The sequence below is a fragment of the Leptospira kobayashii genome (assembly GCF_003114835.2).
Taxonomy (GTDB): domain Bacteria; phylum Spirochaetota; class Leptospiria; order Leptospirales; family Leptospiraceae; genus Leptospira_A; species Leptospira_A kobayashii.
In genome coordinates, this window is record NZ_AP025028.1 from 1,410,761 (window position 1) to 1,427,014 (window position 16,254).

A 16,254-nucleotide genomic window follows, 5' to 3' on the forward strand; every position below is an offset into this window, starting at 1 on the left:
ATAAACTCGTTTCGGGTTTATAGATCCAATCCTGTTAAAATTCTTTCGATTCTCTTTCTGTTCACTCCCAAATCCGATTTGCCCAATCTGGAAGCGGATCGGAAATGCAGAAGTTTGTTTTTTTCATCAAAATAAAACTCAACATCGTCCACATAACGCATGATTAGCGATGTAAACTCCACATAGAGATAATTTCCGTCTTCTTTGATTATATTGGTTCTTTCGTAGTCATTGATTTTTTTCTTTAAAGCGGCGAATGCTTCCGGTAATGGTTTTTTATAAGTTACCGGGGATCTGAAATGTTCCGTGTCCTTTGTGTCAGAAAAAGAGGAAATGCAATTCGGTGTTTCCGGGCAGGTGATCAGTTTTCCTTCTTTGATTCCCAAGTTCGTTGGTCGGGAGCCGGTGCAAGAAACGAGGAAGAGGGCGAGTGAGGCAATTGTTGTTTGTAGTTTCATGGAGAATCCTTAGAGGGCGGTCCCCCGCCCTTTCTAGGGTGGGGAGGAGTGGATCGTGGGCCCGCGCTCCGTCCCCCTTATTAACCCATAACCTCCGAAAAAACAACCACAACTTTCAACTTCGCCGTTTTTCTTCCGATTTGTTCGCCTTTTTGCCTATCGCTCGAAGATAAGACCACGCCCCCTTTCCTTATTAAATATGAAATGCAAATCCACATATCTCTACCTACAGGCGGTCTTAATTTGCATTTTCCCACCATTTTGAAATTTGTTCCTCGAAAAAAAACATTCAAAAGCAACTAATGTTTGTAATACTTCATTTCGGGCAGCAAGCTTAGGCAGAGAAAATAATCTTGATTTGTCTCGTTTTCATTTTAAGCGTATTCGTTTTACAACCTACAAGATTGAAGCCAAAAGGTTTCCAAAGGATATACACCAAAGATAACTATATAATCCATCTCCGGTTGTAATCAGTATTCAAAGTCGGAGATTTGATCAGCCTAGGTCCGATTTATCTTTTTTATGATTCATCCGACTAGTTTGCTTGCTTGTAGTATTTCTAAACCCAAGTGATCTCAAAATTGGAAAAGTTTCCGTAATCAGCTCCTGTCATGATTGGTTTTCCTTTGAAAGCTCCTAATAATGATGATTTTTAACGTTTATTTAGAACGCATGTTTGAAAAAAAATTCTTTCGTAAGTAATTTTGCTTGATTAATTATATCGAACGTTCGAAATAAAAACATGCCTAAGATAGTGGATCATGAAAAATACAGAGAAGAGCTTTGGAAAGGAGCATTTCCCATCTTTATCGAGAAGGGGTATTTGCCCGTAACGATGAGAGAATTGGCTCAGGTACTGAATGTTTCCACCGGGACTCTTTATCATTATTTTGAAACGAAAGAAATTTTATTTGAGACGATGGTTCGATTCGTTATAGGGGAGGATCTTTCCCAATTGGAAGAAAGATGGAAACTGAAGGGAGAGAATGTATCAGAAAATTCTGAAATTCTAATAGAATATCTGGAATCGAAATCGTCCCATTTCCAAAGTTTATTGGTTCTTGCATTGGACATTCATCGTAATTCCGATTTGAAATTGAAATTCAGTTCTTTGTTGAACGAATCTTTTTTGCAATTTCAAAGAATCCTGGAAAGCAGATTCGAATCCAAGGGAGAGTTTTTATTATCTTATATCATAGGTGAATTGTATAAGAATCTAATCATTGGTCATCCTATCCGGTGGGGTCATAACCTTAAGGAAGTTTTAAAATCATTTCAATTTTCTATCATTTGAATCGGAGACCCTTATGAGACTTATTAAACAATATTCATTTTTTATTTCTTTTGCCCTACCAGCATTGACCGTATCGGGTTTTTATTACGGAGGGTATGGGAATTTATTGACACCATGTTTTGTATTTATTGTGGTCCCGGTATTGGATTTGTTAGTTGGTAGAGATTCCGAAAACCCTGAGGATTCACGATTTCAAGAAATTCAATCTTCGGAGTATTATAAATATCTGACATACGGTTGGGTATTCGTGCAATCCGTATTTTTGCTATGGGCATTGTATTCTTTTGCCTTTTCCGCACTCACTGTTTTGGAATCGGTTTTATTTATTCTTTCCGTTTCCCTTGTGACCGGAGGAATCGGAATCACAGTTGCGCACGAGCTTGGTCATAAAAATTCTGAATGGGAACAATTCTCGAGTAAATTACTACTTTTGCAGGTCTGTTATATGCATTTTTATATCGAGCACAATCGGGGCCATCATGTAAAAGTATCGACCCCAGACGATCCTGCCAGTTCGAGAAAGAACGAATCCTTTTATTCCTTTTATCCAAGAACCGTAATCGGCTCCTATTTATCGGCCTGGTCTTTGGAAAAAGAAAAATTAATGAGAAAAGGATTATCATTTTTTCATTATAAAAACGAGATGATTCAGTTTAGTCTGATTCAACTGATGTTTGTTAGTTTTATATTTTTCGGATTTAACTTTTTGGAAAGAGGAATGTTGCCTACGAATATAGCTGATTATTCCTGGAAATCGGTCCTGTTCTTTCTGATTCAATCCGTTTTGGGATTCAGCCTGCTGGAAGTTGTTAATTATATCGAACATTACGGTTTGGAAAGAAAACAGTTGGAAAATGGAAATTATGAAAAAGTTCTTCCCGTTAATTCCTGGAATGGAAATTACCTGGTTTCGAACGCGCTATTATTCCAATTGCAAAGGCATTCCGATCATCATGCCAATGCGGCCAGAAGATACCAAACTCTAAGACATTTTCCCGAAGCTCCTCAGCTTCCTTACGGATATGAAATCATGATATTGATTGCTCTGGTTCCTCCTCTGTGGTTTCGGATGGTGAATCCGATTTTGGAACGATGGAAGTGAACGGATTTTTTTCCAAATACTTTGAAAAATAAAATGAAAAAATGAAAAGAAAAGGAACCAAATCTTACGATCTCCGGTCGAATCACTGTGAAACAACCGTTTATCCTTATCTTATTTACCGTTTTCCAACTACAATGTTTTCTATTTCGTTCCATTGACAAACCTTCCCAATTGATTTCTTTGGAGCCGGCTCCGACGGACAAGGTGAAGTTTCATTGGGTGGGGCATGCAACCGTACTCATTCAGATTTACGATAAATGGATTTTAACTGATCCTAATTTTTCAAAAAGTCTGGGACTTGTTGTTAAGCGTTATGTGGAACCGGGCATCAATCCAGAAAGCATTCCCTCTTTGGATGCTGTGCTTATTTCCCATTCCCATTTCGATCATTTGGATAAATCTTCTCTGGAAGTTTTGAATCTGAAAGGAAATCTTTATCTTCCTCCGGGAGCTAAAACCTATATCCCTGGAGCTTTAGATTCCAAAGGCATTGAGATGAAAACTTGGGAGAGTAAGGAAACGGACGGACTTAAAATAACAGCGGTTCCTGCCAAACATTTCGGAGGGAGATGGTTGTTGGATAATGTCTGGGATGGTGATCCTTATACCGGTTATATGATTGAATACAGAGATATGACTGTTTTTTTTGCAGGGGACACCGGTTATCAGGGAAAAGAATTCAAAGAAATGGGAAAAAAATATGATATAGATGTCGCTCTACTTCCCGTCGGACCAAGCAAAGGACCGAATAATGCAATTCACATTAACCCGAATGAGGCGGTGCAGACATTTCTTGATTTACATGCGAAGAAAATGATTCCGATTCATTTCGGAACATTCTATCGTTCTATGGAATCGGAACTACCCGATCTTTTGAAAGCAATCGAACCTTTGGGAAATAAGGCGGTACTTCTGGGAGTGGGAGAGTCTTACGAATTCAGTAAATTGGATTGAGTCGCGCGTTCAAATTCAAACTAAACCATACGGTTTAGTTTGGACCTAATTCTACTGAGAGACCCGGGCATATTCTGTGGGATTCTTTTCTTTGTTTGATAAAAAAATCTCCGTCTTAGTCTGCAACGACAGGAAGGAAAAGTCAAGGGGGCGAACCCTGGCCGATATAGGAATCCGATGATCCTATGTTAAGATGATTTTTTATGGAGCTCTTTTTGTATTCATCATCATAATAAATTCAGTTTATGCGAAAAGGATGCGGAGGGCGTGCCGTAAGGCACGGTCGCATTTGCGACCGAAGCGTAAGCGAAGTCCGGAGTCAGCCTGACCCCGAAGGGGGTTCGCCCAAATTAAAAACTAAAAAACTTCACTCGATTTTGTAAATTCTTCCCGAAGCAAAGTCGACTACATATACATTGCCGGAATGATCTCTTCCGAATGTGGAAATCAGGATAGGCCATTTGCCGAGTGCATAAGCTGTTTTAGCCGTACTGTTTGTATCTTCGGGAATGGAAATCGCCCAAAGTCGGCCTGTGATAAAATCACCAAACACATATTTGTTGGTAAGGCCGCTTACTTTGGAATTGGAGTAAACGTATCCGCCGGTAATGGATTGACCTTCTTCTCTTCCGTATTCGTAAATAGGATCTGTTAAACCTTCGGATTTGCATTTTTCTTTCGGGTCGAAACAATGAGAGGCTTCTTTGGTATTCCAGCCGTAGTTTTTTCCTTTTTCGATGACGTCGATTTCTTCCCAAAGATCCTGACCCACATCGGCAAGAATCAGTCTTCCTTTCGGATCGAAACTGTATCTCCATGGATTGCGGAGACCGTAAGCGAATGTTTCCGGAGCACAGCAAGTATCTCCTACAAAAGGATTGTCTTTGGGAATGGAGTAGGGAAGTTTTTCCGAAGGCGAGTTCACATCGATTCGTAACATGCTTCCTAAAAACGTTTTCGGATTTTGTCCGTTCTTTCTGGGATCGGCCATCCATCCTCCGTCACCCCACCCAACATAGAGTAGGCGGTCAGGGCCGAATGCAATTTGTCCCGCGTTGTGATTGGGGTAAGGTTGTTCCACTTCCATAATCACTCTTTCCGATTCGGCTTTGGCATTGGGAAGATCCTTCGGTTGGGAAAGAGTCCATTCCGCAATCCGACTGATGTCTTTTTTCCCTTGTTTCAAAGTGTAGTTCAGATATATTTTTCCGTTCTTTGCGAAATCGGGATGAAACGCAAGTCCCAGAAGTCCTTCTTCCCCTTCCGAAATCACATTCAATGTTAGCAAAACACCGGTTAGTTTGCTATTTACCTTTCCCCATTTCAATTTTCCCTGTTTTTCCGCGACCAGAAAGTATTCGTCTTCTTTGGGAGGAAATTGTAAATCGGTAGGCTGCGCAAATCCGGCAGCCACTTCCACCAAACGAATATTAATCTTTTCTCGGGAAGTGTCTTTGCTTGAAAATTCGGCTACAAGTTTTCCCGGATCGGTTTCCGGCTTGTAATCTTCGGCCGCCCCCAGTTTTGAAACCAAAAGGCTTCGGATGGAATCGCAAGTGGAAAAAGCGAACGCAAATGATAATATATAGAATAGGGAAATTGGGATTCGTAATGAAGGTTTGTTCATAGACAAAGTTTGGATTTTATAGATAGGAAAGTCGCGTGAATATTTGAGTGGTTGGTAAAAAAAAAGCGTTCGATGTTCCCCTCTCCTTGCGTGAGTAACCTACTGTTACGACACACGAGTTCGGGTCATCTATGCAAGTCTAATCTGCTGACTTTTAAAAATGCACATGAATCCTGAGATGCGCTTTGCTACCGCGAGAAACATGGAACTTGCTGGGTTTTATTATAAATTTCTCTGAGTTTGTTATAAGATGGGATTTTGGTATCCCCGCCCTGATTTGGGTGGGGTGATCCACCCGCCACCCAATGAGTCTCAACTAACATATCCTATCGGATTAGGCTATCCTTCTTTGCTCTATGCCGAAAATTTTCGGGAAAAGTTCGCCTTTCTGCCCAAGGATTCCTTATTCACCACCTATGCATAGTTAAACTAATCCTCCGCGAGAAGGATACGAAGGGCGCGGAACGCGGTCGCGCAAGCGACGGACACCCCGCAGTAGCCTGACCCCGAACAATTGGACCAATCTTTCAACAAATAGGAATTAATTGGAAGGAGGGAAACCGGATTTCGGGGACTCGCCCAAAAAACTATGATGGGTCCGCGAGGGTCATGCGGCAGGAGCCGGAAGCATCGAACGCTATAATTTTCTTCTGAAATCCGTTCAAAAACAGGAAAAATCCTGAACAATTTAGAGGGAAATTTTGCAATGGGAGAAGAGCCCTTTTATGCGCACCATCTATATCCGCAAAATGAGATTTGAAGAAGCGAAGTTGAAATTGGAAAGAGAAATCAACGATGCTTTTATGGATGGGGAGAGTTATGTGGAGATCGTTCATGGAATCGGAGAAGGGATACTGAAAAGAATGGCGGTTGACTACGTAGAGTCCTGCGATTTTCTGAAATTACTGGATAGAGATCCGATGTTCCGGGGCAACCCGGGAGCCACTCAAGTAGAGATTTTGGCTCCCTCCAAAGAATACATCAATAGATTGAAAAAATGAAAAGTCTTTCCGATAAAATCCAAATTTTAGACGTTACTTTACGTGATGGAGAACAAACCAACGGGGTTTCTTTTTCCTGGCAGCAAAAGCTGAATATCACAAAATTTTTGTTATACGATCTTAAGGTCGATCGGGTGGAAATCGCAAGTGCGAGGGTTTCTCCCGGCGAATTCGAAGCGGTCAAAAAAATCGTGGAATGGGCGGGAACGGAAGGTCTTTCCGATAAAATCGAAATTTTGGGATTTGTTGATTTCGAGAAAACTCCCAACTGGATGAGGGACACTGGTGTTAAGGTCTTGAATCTTCTGACCAAAGGATCCTTGAATCACCTAACCAACCAACTACGAAAAACTCCCGAGGAACATTATTCCGATATTTCCAAAACGGTCGAATTTGCTTCCGCTTACGGAATCACTACCAACGTTTATCTGGAAGATTGGTCGAACGGATATTTGCATTCCCGCGATTATGTGATCGATTATCTTAAGAATGTATCGAAATTCAAAATCGGAAAATTTTATCTACCGGACACTCTCGGGGTCATGTCTCCCGACGAAGTGGGAAAGGCAATAGGAGATTTGGTCGGTCTATTTCCCGATCTTTGGTTTGAATTTCATGGTCACAATGATTATGACCTAGCAGTTGCTAATTGCCTTGCCGCCGTAAAATCGGGTGCCAAAGGTTTGCATGTTGCTGTGAACGGACTCGGAGAGAGAGCGGGCAATTCTCCTTTGGAAGCAGTGATTACTGCATTGCATGATAAAACGGAATTTCGATCCAATGTTGTGGAAAAGGAAATTACAAACGCATCCCGCCTTGTGGAAATTTTTTCAGGCAAGCGGATTTCCGACAATCGTCCGATCGTGGGAGAAGACGTATTCACCCAAACCGCAGGGATTCATGCAGACGGAGACAAAAAAGGAAATTTATACGCCAATCTGATTATGCCCGAAAGGTTCGGGCGAAGCCGAGTTTACGCACTTGGTAAGTTAGCCGGTAAGGCGAGTATCACCGAAAACTTGAAACAATTGGGAATGGTTTTATCTCCCGAAGTGGAAAAGAAAGTTTTGTCCAGAGTGATTGAGTTAGGTGACCAAAATAAAACCGTCACAAAAGAAGATCTTCCTTACATTATCGCGGATATAACGGGGGAAAACAGGGAAGCTTCCTTTCAAATCGAAGCTTGTACTGTTACCAGCGGAATCGGTGTAAAACCGACTGCCGATTTAAAGGTTAAATTCAAAAATCAGAGTTTTGCAGAAACGGGAACGGGAGACGGTGGTTACGATGCTTTTATGAATGCTTTGGGAAAAGTGCTTCAAAAATTGAACATCAGCATACCTCCGTTATATGATTATGAAGTGAGGATTCCTCCCGGAGGAAATACGAATGCACTGGTGGAAACCGTAATCACTTGGAAGAGAGAGACGGATCTGCAACCTATCAGAACCATCGGAATCGATTCCGATCAACAAGTGGCCGCAATCAAAGCCACTGAAAAACTACTCCATATCATTTTAGGCTAGAACATTCATGATTCACTTACTCATCGTAGGTCTCGGAAATCCGGGAAAAAAATATGAACTGAATCGGCATAATATCGGCTTTATCATTTTGGATGAGTATGTAAAATCCAAAGGTGAGTCTTGGAAAGAGAACAAAAAATATTACGAATCTGTCATCAACGGTGATAGTTACAAAGTTCATTTCGTAAAACCACTGGAGTATATGAATTTATCCGGCAAAGCAGTGCAAACTTTTGCCCAAATGTATAAAATTCCCGCCACAAATATCCTTGTGTTACAAGATGAAGTCGATTTGCCTTTCGGGAAAATAAAAAACAAAATCGGCGGTGGAACCGCAGGTCATAACGGTCTAAAGGATATAGTTGAGAAAATCGGTTCCTCTGATTTTCATAGGTTGAGGTTTGGAGTGGGAAAACCGGAGAAAGGGCAAATGGAAGTTGCCGATTATGTTTTACAAAACTTTACGGAAGAAGAAAGAAAAGAGTTCGACGCACTACTTTCCGAATCCACCAAAAAAATCGATGAATGGCTCAAGAACGCTTTGAATAATCTCAAAAAAGGATCGGCTGCTTGAACCCAACCAAAACCTCTCATTCCGAATCTTCCGTCTCCACCAAACAGGAATTAAAGAAAATTCTGATCCAAACGGCGATCTCGATCGTCATTGTGGTGGGAATCGTATTTGCACTGGCATATTTTTTTAGAAAACCACTTCTCGGCCTTTCTTCGGTTTTTGTAGAATTATTCGGTTATCTTGGCCTTTTCTTTGGAATGATGCTTTCCGATAGTCTTCCTGCATTTATCCCTCCTGACGCCTTTTTAATGTTAGCCGTAACTGGAAATATGAACGGACTGCTTACTATTTTTTGGATGGGAACCGGCAGTATTATCGGAGGTAGCCTAGCCTACGTCATCGGTAGATATTTGATTCCCAGGTTTCATTTGGGAAGACAGATGGTTTTGCATTATGAAGACAGACTACTTCCTTATGTAAGGAGATATGGTTTTTGGGCAGTGGTTCTCGCTGCGCTCACTCCCATCCCTTATTCGTGGATGGCTTATACCGTGGGAACTTTCAAAATGAAATACAGATTGTTTTTTCTCGGATCGCTCTTTCGTTTTGCCCGCATGGCGATTTACTTTTATGCAATGCTCGCCGGTTGGGTGAGTGGGGTTTAGATTGTGGATTTAGAGAGATTGTTTCCGATTTCCAGAGAAGAAATCATCCTAGAAAAAGTCCGTTTTTTTTATTTGCCGGATCGTACTGCACAGTTTATTACAAATATTTTGGACGGAAAAGTTTCCGAGAGGAGCCTCGTATGCTGCCATTCCGGATGTGACGTGTGCAACGATACCATATACAAATGTTATATGATGGTGAAAAAGTCACTTGAAGAAAACAAATCGGGATGAAATCCTCATCCTATGTCCTCTCTTTTTCCCGGCCCGAACAAACAAGTTCCTTTAGCGCATAAAATCAGGCCCAATACCTGGGAAAGATTTTTGGGGCAAAAAAAAGTAGTGGGGCAAATCCAGTCACTTACCAAACCCACATCGATCCTTTTTTATGGACCACCTGGTACCGGTAAGACGACGCTTGCCCATCTTATTGTCGACAAATGGAATTTACCAAAACGGTTTTTATCCGCAGTTACAAGCGGAGTGAAAGAACTTCGGGAAGTCATAGAGGAGTCCAAAAAGATAGGAACCATCGCATTATTTTTGGATGAGATCCATCGTTTTTCTTCCTCCCAACAGGACGCGCTTCTTCCTTCCGTAGAGCAGGGAGATTTGATCTTACTCGCCGCCACAACGGAAAATCCTTCTTTTCGAATCAATCGTGCCTTGCTCTCCCGAATGCAGGTGTTTCGTTTGCAGTCGTTAGATGAAGAAGAGGAAAAGGGAATCATCGACTCCGCTTTGGAAATAGAAGGAGAAGGGCGAACCTTTACCGAAGAGTCAATGAAGGAAATCTTGAATGCGAGCGGAGGAGATGCGAGGAAGTTACTGGGAATCCTGGAAGGATTGATTTCCCAAACAAGACCGGGAACGGAAATCGGAATCACTCAGGTGGAAAATTTTCTCGGTGCCCGTGTGATCCAATATGATAAAAACAAAGAGAGTCATTATGATGTGATCTCCGCATTTATCAAATCCTTACGCGGTTCCGATCCTGATGCAGCACTTTATTATCTGGCAATTATGCTTGAGGGAGGAGAAGATCCTCTTTTTATCGCAAGAAGACTTGTTGTATTTGCGAGTGAAGATGTGGGTAATGCAAGCGTACATGGACTTCCTTTGGCGATCGCTACTTGGCAGGCAGTCGAAAGAATAGGAATGCCGGAAGCCAGGATTCCTCTCGGACAGTGTGTCAGCTTTCTTGCCAGCGCACCAAAATCAAATGCAAGTTATATGGCAGTCGATGGCGCCTTGTCATTTGTAAGATCGAATAAGTCTACCTTTACCATCCCCAATCATTTGAGAAATGCTCCGACCATCACTCATAAAAAGGAAGGAGCGGGGCAGGATTACAAATACCCTCACAATTTTGCGAACCACTTTGTCAAAGAAAGATATTTTCCCGAAGAGTTTTATCCGAACCCACCTAAGTTTTATTTGCCGACGAACCAAGGGATGGAGAAAAATCTAAAGGAACAATTGAATAAACTCTGGGGAGAAGATAAATAACATATTTATCTTCTCGAATCCCCGATTCCATCTTGCACGGACAAGTCCATCAGATCACTGAAATTTTTCTCTTTTGTTTCGCGTGAACGTGTTCGATTCTTGCTAAATATTTTTCCAATTTCTCCAGTCGATGCTCGTCGTTCGTCGAATCGATTGCAAAATGCAAAAGTTCTTTCGCTTTTTGAAATTCTCCTTTTTTAGCATATAACACAGCTAAATTGGTTGTGTTGTTTGAAAACTGAGGTTCCCGCAGTATCAATCTTTCCGAATATTCTATCGCTTTGTCTATATTGCCCGATTTTTGATAAGCAAAAGACAAAGAGAGCAGTATATAATTGTTATCGGCTTTTACCGATAAATATTCTTCACCGTGTTTGATTGCCTGATCGTATTCTTTGCTTGCGATTTTAAATTTGACCAGACTGCGCAAGACCTCCAGATTTTGATGACCCAGTTCATAAGCCTCTTCCAATAATTCGAGCGCTAGTTCCAAATTGCCTTTTCGAATTTCATTTTTGAATTTTCGAATTTGATCCAAGTCTTGAGATAAACCCGTATTTTCCTGTTTTTCCGGGGAAATATATTCCAATCTGAATAAAGATAAATCATCTGTTAGGTCCCCCGTTTGTTGAATGGAACGTACGATTCCTTCCAGATCACCCTGTCTTCTTCTTACATGTTCCAGAAAAAGTTTTTCATCGGAATTTAGAAAATGACCTCCACTGCAAGCTCCGTGAACCAATATATCATCTTTTCCGTCGGACCCGCCTATGATGATATCTCCTCCCTGCATATGAAAAATATTAATGGCAAATCGATCTTGCGGCAAGGTCGCACCGATTTTTAAATAACTGTATTTTGTTTCTATAAAACTGGCGATGCCATCTCTGTATAAAATCAGATTCGGATGTTCCGCGTTTACAAAGTACAAAAGCCCCGATTCATCTTCCAGAAGCCCGAGAACCAAAGATACAAGCATCGTATAATCGAAACTTTCGAAAGTTTTATTCAACTCATTGAATACTTCCCTGATCCATTGTTCGGGATATTGGTTTTGATAATCTTCACGGTTTTTGGTTCTTTCTATGATGGAGCCGAAGACCGCACCTAGAACGAGTGCACCTGCTGCTCCTTGCAACGATTTTCCCATTGCGTCTGCATTTATGAATACAGTATGTTTTTTTCCCCGAAGAAAAATCGTATGTGCAATGGATAAGTCTCCTCCGATTTCTCCCTTTTTACCTTTGAACGAAAATTCCTTTTTCTGCTTGGTTAAAAATTCGATTTTCACTTCGTCGCTTTCGATTTTGGTTCCACCCAAAGGTTTTACCAATAGGGAAGTCAGATAATAATCTCCATCCTGATGAAGTTTCATTTTTTGAATTTCTTCCGCGACTTCTCTTTTTTCGATTTCAGAGGCAATACTCCTGCTCATCATTTCAATCACTTCTATAAAATGGTCTTCAATCGGAGTTCCTCCCGTTTCTTTGGAAAAAAATCCGATGGAACCTTCTACTTTTCCATTGATGATAATGGGAACTTCGATGAATTTGCTAAATCCGTAATCTTTGAAAAACAGAGTTTTTTGCAGTCCGTCTTCCGAATGAATGTCTTCATAATAAATTGTTTTTCCGATTTCGGATCCTTTTGCAAAAAAAGTATCTACAACCCGAAACTGATCTCCCGGTTTTAGATTGGCAACATCTCCTTCAATTCTCACGATTCTGTACTTGTCCTGTTTTAACCTGCTGATCAGTCCTATCGGAAAGTGAAACAGATTGAGACCTGTTTTGAGATAGCCGGAAAATAAATCCTCGATTGAATCGAAGTTAGATGTCGCAAGCCTATGGATTTCTTTTAAAGAATGACTTAAGGCATAGACCGACTCGATGGAATGGGAAATATACGTATCCGATTTTCTTCTTTCCAGCTCCTGTGCTGTTCTAACGGAGATTAGTTCAAAAATTTTCAGGACCCGTCCGAGGTTTCGTATGTTTTTATTCTCCAGAACCGAGATGACTCCGATCACTTCTCCGGAACGATTTTTCAGAGGATAACCCAGGTAATGTGTTCCTTTGACGGAAAGAACGGATTCGAATCCGGGGTATCTTTCTTCCAAATGATCCGAATGGTAATGTGATTTTGTTTCTATCACTTCGGAACAAGGTGCGATATCGGCATTGTAGGTTTGACGAGGGAGCAAATCTCCCGAATGAACCAAGGCCAAGGTTTGGAAAACGGCAGAATCTTTTTTCCACTCCGCAATCCAAACGGTTGATAGGTGGAGAACATTCGCCAATCTCAAAACTCTTGTTTGAAAAAAATCACCGGAGGGAGGGGATAAAAGTAACGAAGATAGGTTTTCCAGAGTTTCTTCCGATTCTTTGGAAATTTCATAGGGGTTGTAGCTTGGTCTGACTTCTGTAAACATAGTGCCACTCCTTGGAATGAATTTCGAAATTCTGGGAGATAGCTCAAGGCCTAATTCGTTATCACGGAATAAAAATCTAATATAGCGTATATTTGTTTATGCAAAAAGAAGCAGATTCTGGCAATACGGAGGATTCCCTTTGATTCGGGGAAAATTCATATTTATTCCTGAGACTTTCTTTCAATCAACCATTCGTAGAGCGCTTGCTCGATTTCTCTCTTTTGAAATGGTTTGGGTAAAAAAGAAGACATTCCCGCTCTCAAACATTTTTCCCTATCTTCTTGGAAAACGTCGGCAGTGACCGCAATGATAATCGGTTTCGGATTTATATTTTCATCTTTTAAAATTTCTTCCGAAGCGCCGATTCCATCCAGGTTCGGCATATTGATATCCATAAAGATCAATTGAAACGTATTGGCTTTTGTTTTGGCAACTGCCTCCCGTCCGTCCCTCGCTGTATCGTGTCTGACCTTTAATTTTTTTAAAAAATTAGAAAGCAAAAACAAATTGGTAGGATCGTCCTCCGCAATCAAAACATACGTGTTTGGTGGTAATTGGGAAAGATCCACGGAATCTTCCGAACGGAGAACTCTTGAAACCTGATTGCGAAGCAACCGAATTCTGAATTCAAAAGTAGTACCGACAGGATAGTTTCTCTTTGCTTCCAATTCCCCTCCCATCATATCGGTGATTTTTTTGGCGATGGCAAGACCTAGTCCGGTCCCTCCGTACTTGCGGGAAATACTCGAATCCAGTTGCGTAAATCTTTGGAACAAAGAATCCATTTTATCTTCCGGAATTCCTATTCCCGTATCGGTAACTGATATTTTGTATTGAATCCAATTTCCGGTATTTTCTTTTTCCGAAGAAAGATGGATTTTGATTTCTCCCGTTTCCGTAAATTTCACGGCATTAGAAATTATGTTGAATAACACTTGTTTGATTCTATTTTCGTCTCCGTGCGCAAGGTATACGAAATCGGGATCGAAATTCACTTCGAACTTGACTTGTTTTTTCTCCGCCTGGTATTTGAAAATTCCTTCCGCTAGCTCAAGTAAGATTTTCCAGGAGAAATCCGTTTCCAATAATTCGATTTTTCCAGCTTCCAATTTCGAATAATCCAAAATATCGTTTAAGATGGTTAACAGGGATTGTCCGCTGTCTTGCAACATTTTCAGATACTGTTCCTGGTCCTTCGTCAATGGAGTCATCTTAAGTAACTCTGCGATTCCCAAGATACCGTTCATGGGAGTTCTTATTTCATGACTCATCGTTGCTAAAAATTGGGATTTGGCGTTACTCGCCGTCTCTGCAATCTGTTTGGCGATTTCATATTCTTCCGTACGAAGCCTGACTTGCAATTCGAGTTCGTATTTTTGATACTCTTTCAGATTCATAAGTTCCGTATGAGTTTTGTTTTTTGCTTCCAGAGTTTCGCCTAACTTATCTACCAGATTTTCCTTTTCTTCTAAAGTTTTGGTGATTTTTTTTGATAAGATCACCGCTTGTATGAATATGAATAATAAAACCCCTAAATGGGAAATATAGCCGGTATGGATAAAACCGAAATTGAATAGCAGATCGTTAAGAATCGTAATCGTGGTAATGAAATATGCCACGAGCATCAAGTCCGCACCTTCCCGTTTCCTGAAGAAAGCCCTTATGAAGAAAGGAATATAAACGATCAGTGCGAAAGCCAAAAATCCGAATAGATAGGCGGCAAAATGAGTAAAAACTGGTACGGATAAAAACAGTGTAAATAGAAAGGAAATCAATATCACTCTAAGACAGTTTGTGAATAATTTGGGAATGTCTTCGGGAAAAAGCAGGTCGTAAAGAGTGACCATAAGGATCCCGATCAGATAAATCACTCCGAATAAGAAACGGATATAGGAATCAAATTCGAAATTAGGAAATAGATAATAAAAAGTATGCGTTTCGAAATTCAACTGTCGAATTCCCATTACAATGCAAAAAAGACCGAATAACAGATATTCTTTGGACCGCAATCTGGAAAGATAAATGATTAAATGATATAAACCGATGATAATGATGGCTGAGCAGCTTGCAATGTCCCGCATTACAAACTCGATATGCTGTCTTGCAATCGATTCCCATTTCCCAAAATACATAGGCTCCCAAAATCCGTGATTTTCGTGATTGAAATTGGAAACCCAGATGACGATTTCCACTTGTTCCGGAAGATTTCCCAAATAGGAAACGCCTGGTTTCAAATCCGGTTTCATGGTTTGAAAACTATCTCCCGTTTTTCCTACCTTAACCACCGAACGGGAGTTAATGAAAATTTCAAATGCGGACATGATCTCCGTCCAAAACAAACCGTAATGGATCGTACTGTTTGAAGGAATGCGAAGTTTGAGCCGGTAGGTGGCTTTTCCGAAGATAGGAGGATTTTCTCCTTTGATTTTATAGAACTTCCAAAAGGAAGGAACGGGGAAATAACCTTGGCATTTTTCTTTCCAAAGGGATTCGTCCGATCCGGGAGGAATCAATTCATCCCAACAAAATTCCCAATCACCTTTCAGATTCACCAAACCTTGATTTGGTTCCCATGCGGAAAGATCCATGTTTCCTTCGATTGCGTCGGGATGGGAGGATGTGGCTACTTTGCAGGAAAAAAAAGAGAGGGCAAGGATAAGTAATAAAAAGTAATTTTTTTTCAAATGGGAAAGCGAAAATACCATAAAACTACCTTTAGGTGAAAGAGATGAAGGATCATCGGGTTTCAAATGAAAAAATTCGCCTGTAAAGAAACATTTGCTCCTTTGTTTCAAGAGCAATCTATTTATTTTATATTTCGAAAAGCTAAATACGTATTCCTGCCTGCAAGAGGTAAACTCGATTTTGGTTTGTTTTTTCCGAAACTAAAAACCACTCGTTTTTCCTAAATCTCAGGTCTTTCTTTTTTTTTGGGTCGTTCCGATCTTCCCTGGGGAATGGATTCGTACTTTCCCGCAAAGTTCCCGAATAAATGTCTCCCTAGGGGGAGTTTTTCCATCCAAGGATGTTCTTGTAACAACTGTTCTGTTGCCGGTTCCCGCGGACTAAGTTTTGTCCGGAACAAGTCAGTTAGGATTTTTTCGGATTTTTGTTTTATGGACGGGAAAGCGGGGAAAGTAATTTGTAGATTCAATTGAGAGTGATTCTCAATT

At 40.8% G+C, this 16,254-nt stretch carries 13 protein-coding genes; 9 read left to right on the forward strand and 4 right to left on the reverse strand.

Annotated features, from left to right (window positions below; genetic code table 11):
• Positions 1-17: 17 nt before the first annotated feature.
• On the reverse strand, positions 18-458 hold the full coding sequence (locus DI077_RS06175; protein WP_109018732.1) for a DUF1499 domain-containing protein: 441 nt from the start codon (positions 456-458) through the stop codon (positions 18-20).
• Positions 459-1,200: 742 nt separating this feature from the next.
• On the opposite strand from DI077_RS06175, the gene DI077_RS06180 reads away from it, so the two are divergent.
• The 3 genes from DI077_RS06180 to DI077_RS06190 all read left to right on the forward strand — a co-directional run bounded on the left by DI077_RS06180 (position 1,201) and on the right by DI077_RS06190 (position 3,808).
• Positions 1,201-1,752: a TetR/AcrR family transcriptional regulator gene (locus DI077_RS06180; protein ID WP_109018734.1), complete on the forward strand. Its 552-nt coding sequence runs from the start codon at positions 1,201-1,203 to the stop codon at positions 1,750-1,752.
• Between the two features lie 13 nt (positions 1,753-1,765).
• Positions 1,766-2,854 carry an alkane 1-monooxygenase gene (locus DI077_RS06185; RefSeq protein ID WP_109018735.1) on the forward strand — a complete coding sequence of 363 codons (1,089 nt, stop codon included), beginning with the start codon at positions 1,766-1,768 and terminating at the stop codon, positions 2,852-2,854.
• An 87-nt stretch (positions 2,855-2,941) separates the two neighbouring features.
• Positions 2,942-3,808 (forward strand): MBL fold metallo-hydrolase, encoded by an 867-nt coding sequence (locus tag DI077_RS06190; protein ID WP_167837076.1) that lies wholly within the window; start codon positions 2,942-2,944, stop codon positions 3,806-3,808.
• Positions 3,809-4,175: 367 nt separating this feature from the next.
• On the opposite strand, the gene DI077_RS06195 is transcribed toward DI077_RS06190, so the two are convergent.
• Positions 4,176-5,435 carry a PQQ-dependent sugar dehydrogenase gene (locus tag DI077_RS06195; protein ID WP_109018737.1) on the reverse strand — a complete coding sequence of 420 codons (1,260 nt, stop codon included), beginning with the start codon at positions 5,433-5,435 and terminating at the stop codon, positions 4,176-4,178.
• A 725-nt stretch (positions 5,436-6,160) separates the two neighbouring features.
• Between DI077_RS06195 and DI077_RS06200 the strand changes: the two genes are divergently transcribed.
• Genes DI077_RS06200 through DI077_RS06225 form a run of 6 tightly spaced genes read left to right on the forward strand, consistent with a single transcriptional unit; the run spans position 6,161 to position 10,650 of the window.
• A complete protein-coding gene (locus DI077_RS06200; RefSeq protein ID WP_109018738.1) occupies positions 6,161-6,436 on the forward strand; it encodes a Smr/MutS family protein in 276 nt (91 codons plus the stop codon).
• Positions 6,433-7,962: a (R)-citramalate synthase CimA gene (gene cimA / locus DI077_RS06205; protein ID WP_109018739.1), complete on the forward strand. Its 1,530-nt coding sequence runs from the start codon at positions 6,433-6,435 to the stop codon at positions 7,960-7,962. The genes DI077_RS06200 and cimA overlap by 4 nt, the downstream gene beginning before the upstream one ends.
• 7 nt (positions 7,963-7,969) lie before the next feature.
• Positions 7,970-8,536 carry an aminoacyl-tRNA hydrolase gene (gene pth, locus DI077_RS06210; protein ID WP_109018740.1) on the forward strand — a complete coding sequence of 189 codons (567 nt, stop codon included), beginning with the start codon at positions 7,970-7,972 and terminating at the stop codon, positions 8,534-8,536.
• Positions 8,533-9,141, forward strand: a complete 609-nt coding sequence (locus tag DI077_RS06215; RefSeq protein WP_109018741.1) for a YqaA family protein — start codon at positions 8,533-8,535, stop codon at positions 9,139-9,141. Before pth ends, DI077_RS06215 begins: the two co-directional genes overlap by 4 nt.
• Before the next feature lie 3 nt (positions 9,142-9,144).
• The gene (locus DI077_RS06220; RefSeq protein WP_109018742.1) at positions 9,145-9,375 is read left to right on the forward strand and encodes a hypothetical protein; all 231 of its coding nucleotides are present in this window, start codon (positions 9,145-9,147) and stop codon (positions 9,373-9,375) included.
• A 12-nt stretch (positions 9,376-9,387) separates the two neighbouring features.
• Positions 9,388-10,650: a replication-associated recombination protein A gene (locus DI077_RS06225; protein WP_109018743.1), complete on the forward strand. Its 1,263-nt coding sequence runs from the start codon at positions 9,388-9,390 to the stop codon at positions 10,648-10,650.
• Positions 10,651-10,699: 49 nt separating this feature from the next.
• Here DI077_RS06225 and DI077_RS06230 read toward each other — a convergent pair whose 3' ends face one another.
• A complete protein-coding gene (locus tag DI077_RS06230) occupies positions 10,700-13,081 on the reverse strand; it encodes a PP2C family protein-serine/threonine phosphatase (protein ID WP_109018744.1) in 2,382 nt (793 codons plus the stop codon).
• A gap of 161 nt (positions 13,082-13,242) precedes the next feature.
• Positions 13,243-15,786: an ATP-binding protein gene (locus tag DI077_RS06235; protein ID WP_109018985.1), complete on the reverse strand. Its 2,544-nt coding sequence runs from the start codon at positions 15,784-15,786 to the stop codon at positions 13,243-13,245.
• Positions 15,787-16,254 lie beyond the last annotated feature (468 nt).

Excerpts from the sequence above, each read along its gene's own strand:
- DI077_RS06175 (WP_109018732.1), bottom strand. The coding sequence starts at position 458 with ATGAAACTACAAACAACAATTGCCTCACTCGCCCTCTTCCTCGTTTCT.
- DI077_RS06180 (WP_109018734.1), top strand. The coding sequence starts at position 1,201 with ATGCCTAAGATAGTGGATCATGAAAAATACAGAGAAGAGCTTTGGAAA.
- DI077_RS06185 (WP_109018735.1), top strand. The coding sequence starts at position 1,766 with ATGAGACTTATTAAACAATATTCATTTTTTATTTCTTTTGCCCTACCA.
- DI077_RS06195 (WP_109018737.1), bottom strand. The coding sequence starts at position 5,435 with ATGAACAAACCTTCATTACGAATCCCAATTTCCCTATTCTATATATTA.
- DI077_RS06200 (WP_109018738.1), top strand. The coding sequence starts at position 6,161 with ATGCGCACCATCTATATCCGCAAAATGAGATTTGAAGAAGCGAAGTTG.
- cimA (WP_109018739.1), top strand. The coding sequence starts at position 6,433 with ATGAAAAGTCTTTCCGATAAAATCCAAATTTTAGACGTTACTTTACGT.
- pth (WP_109018740.1), top strand. The coding sequence starts at position 7,970 with ATGATTCACTTACTCATCGTAGGTCTCGGAAATCCGGGAAAAAAATAT.
- DI077_RS06225 (WP_109018743.1), top strand. The coding sequence starts at position 9,388 with ATGTCCTCTCTTTTTCCCGGCCCGAACAAACAAGTTCCTTTAGCGCAT.
- DI077_RS06230 (WP_109018744.1), bottom strand. The coding sequence starts at position 13,081 with ATGTTTACAGAAGTCAGACCAAGCTACAACCCCTATGAAATTTCCAAA.
- DI077_RS06235 (WP_109018985.1), bottom strand. The coding sequence starts at position 15,786 with ATGGTATTTTCGCTTTCCCATTTGAAAAAAAATTACTTTTTATTACTT.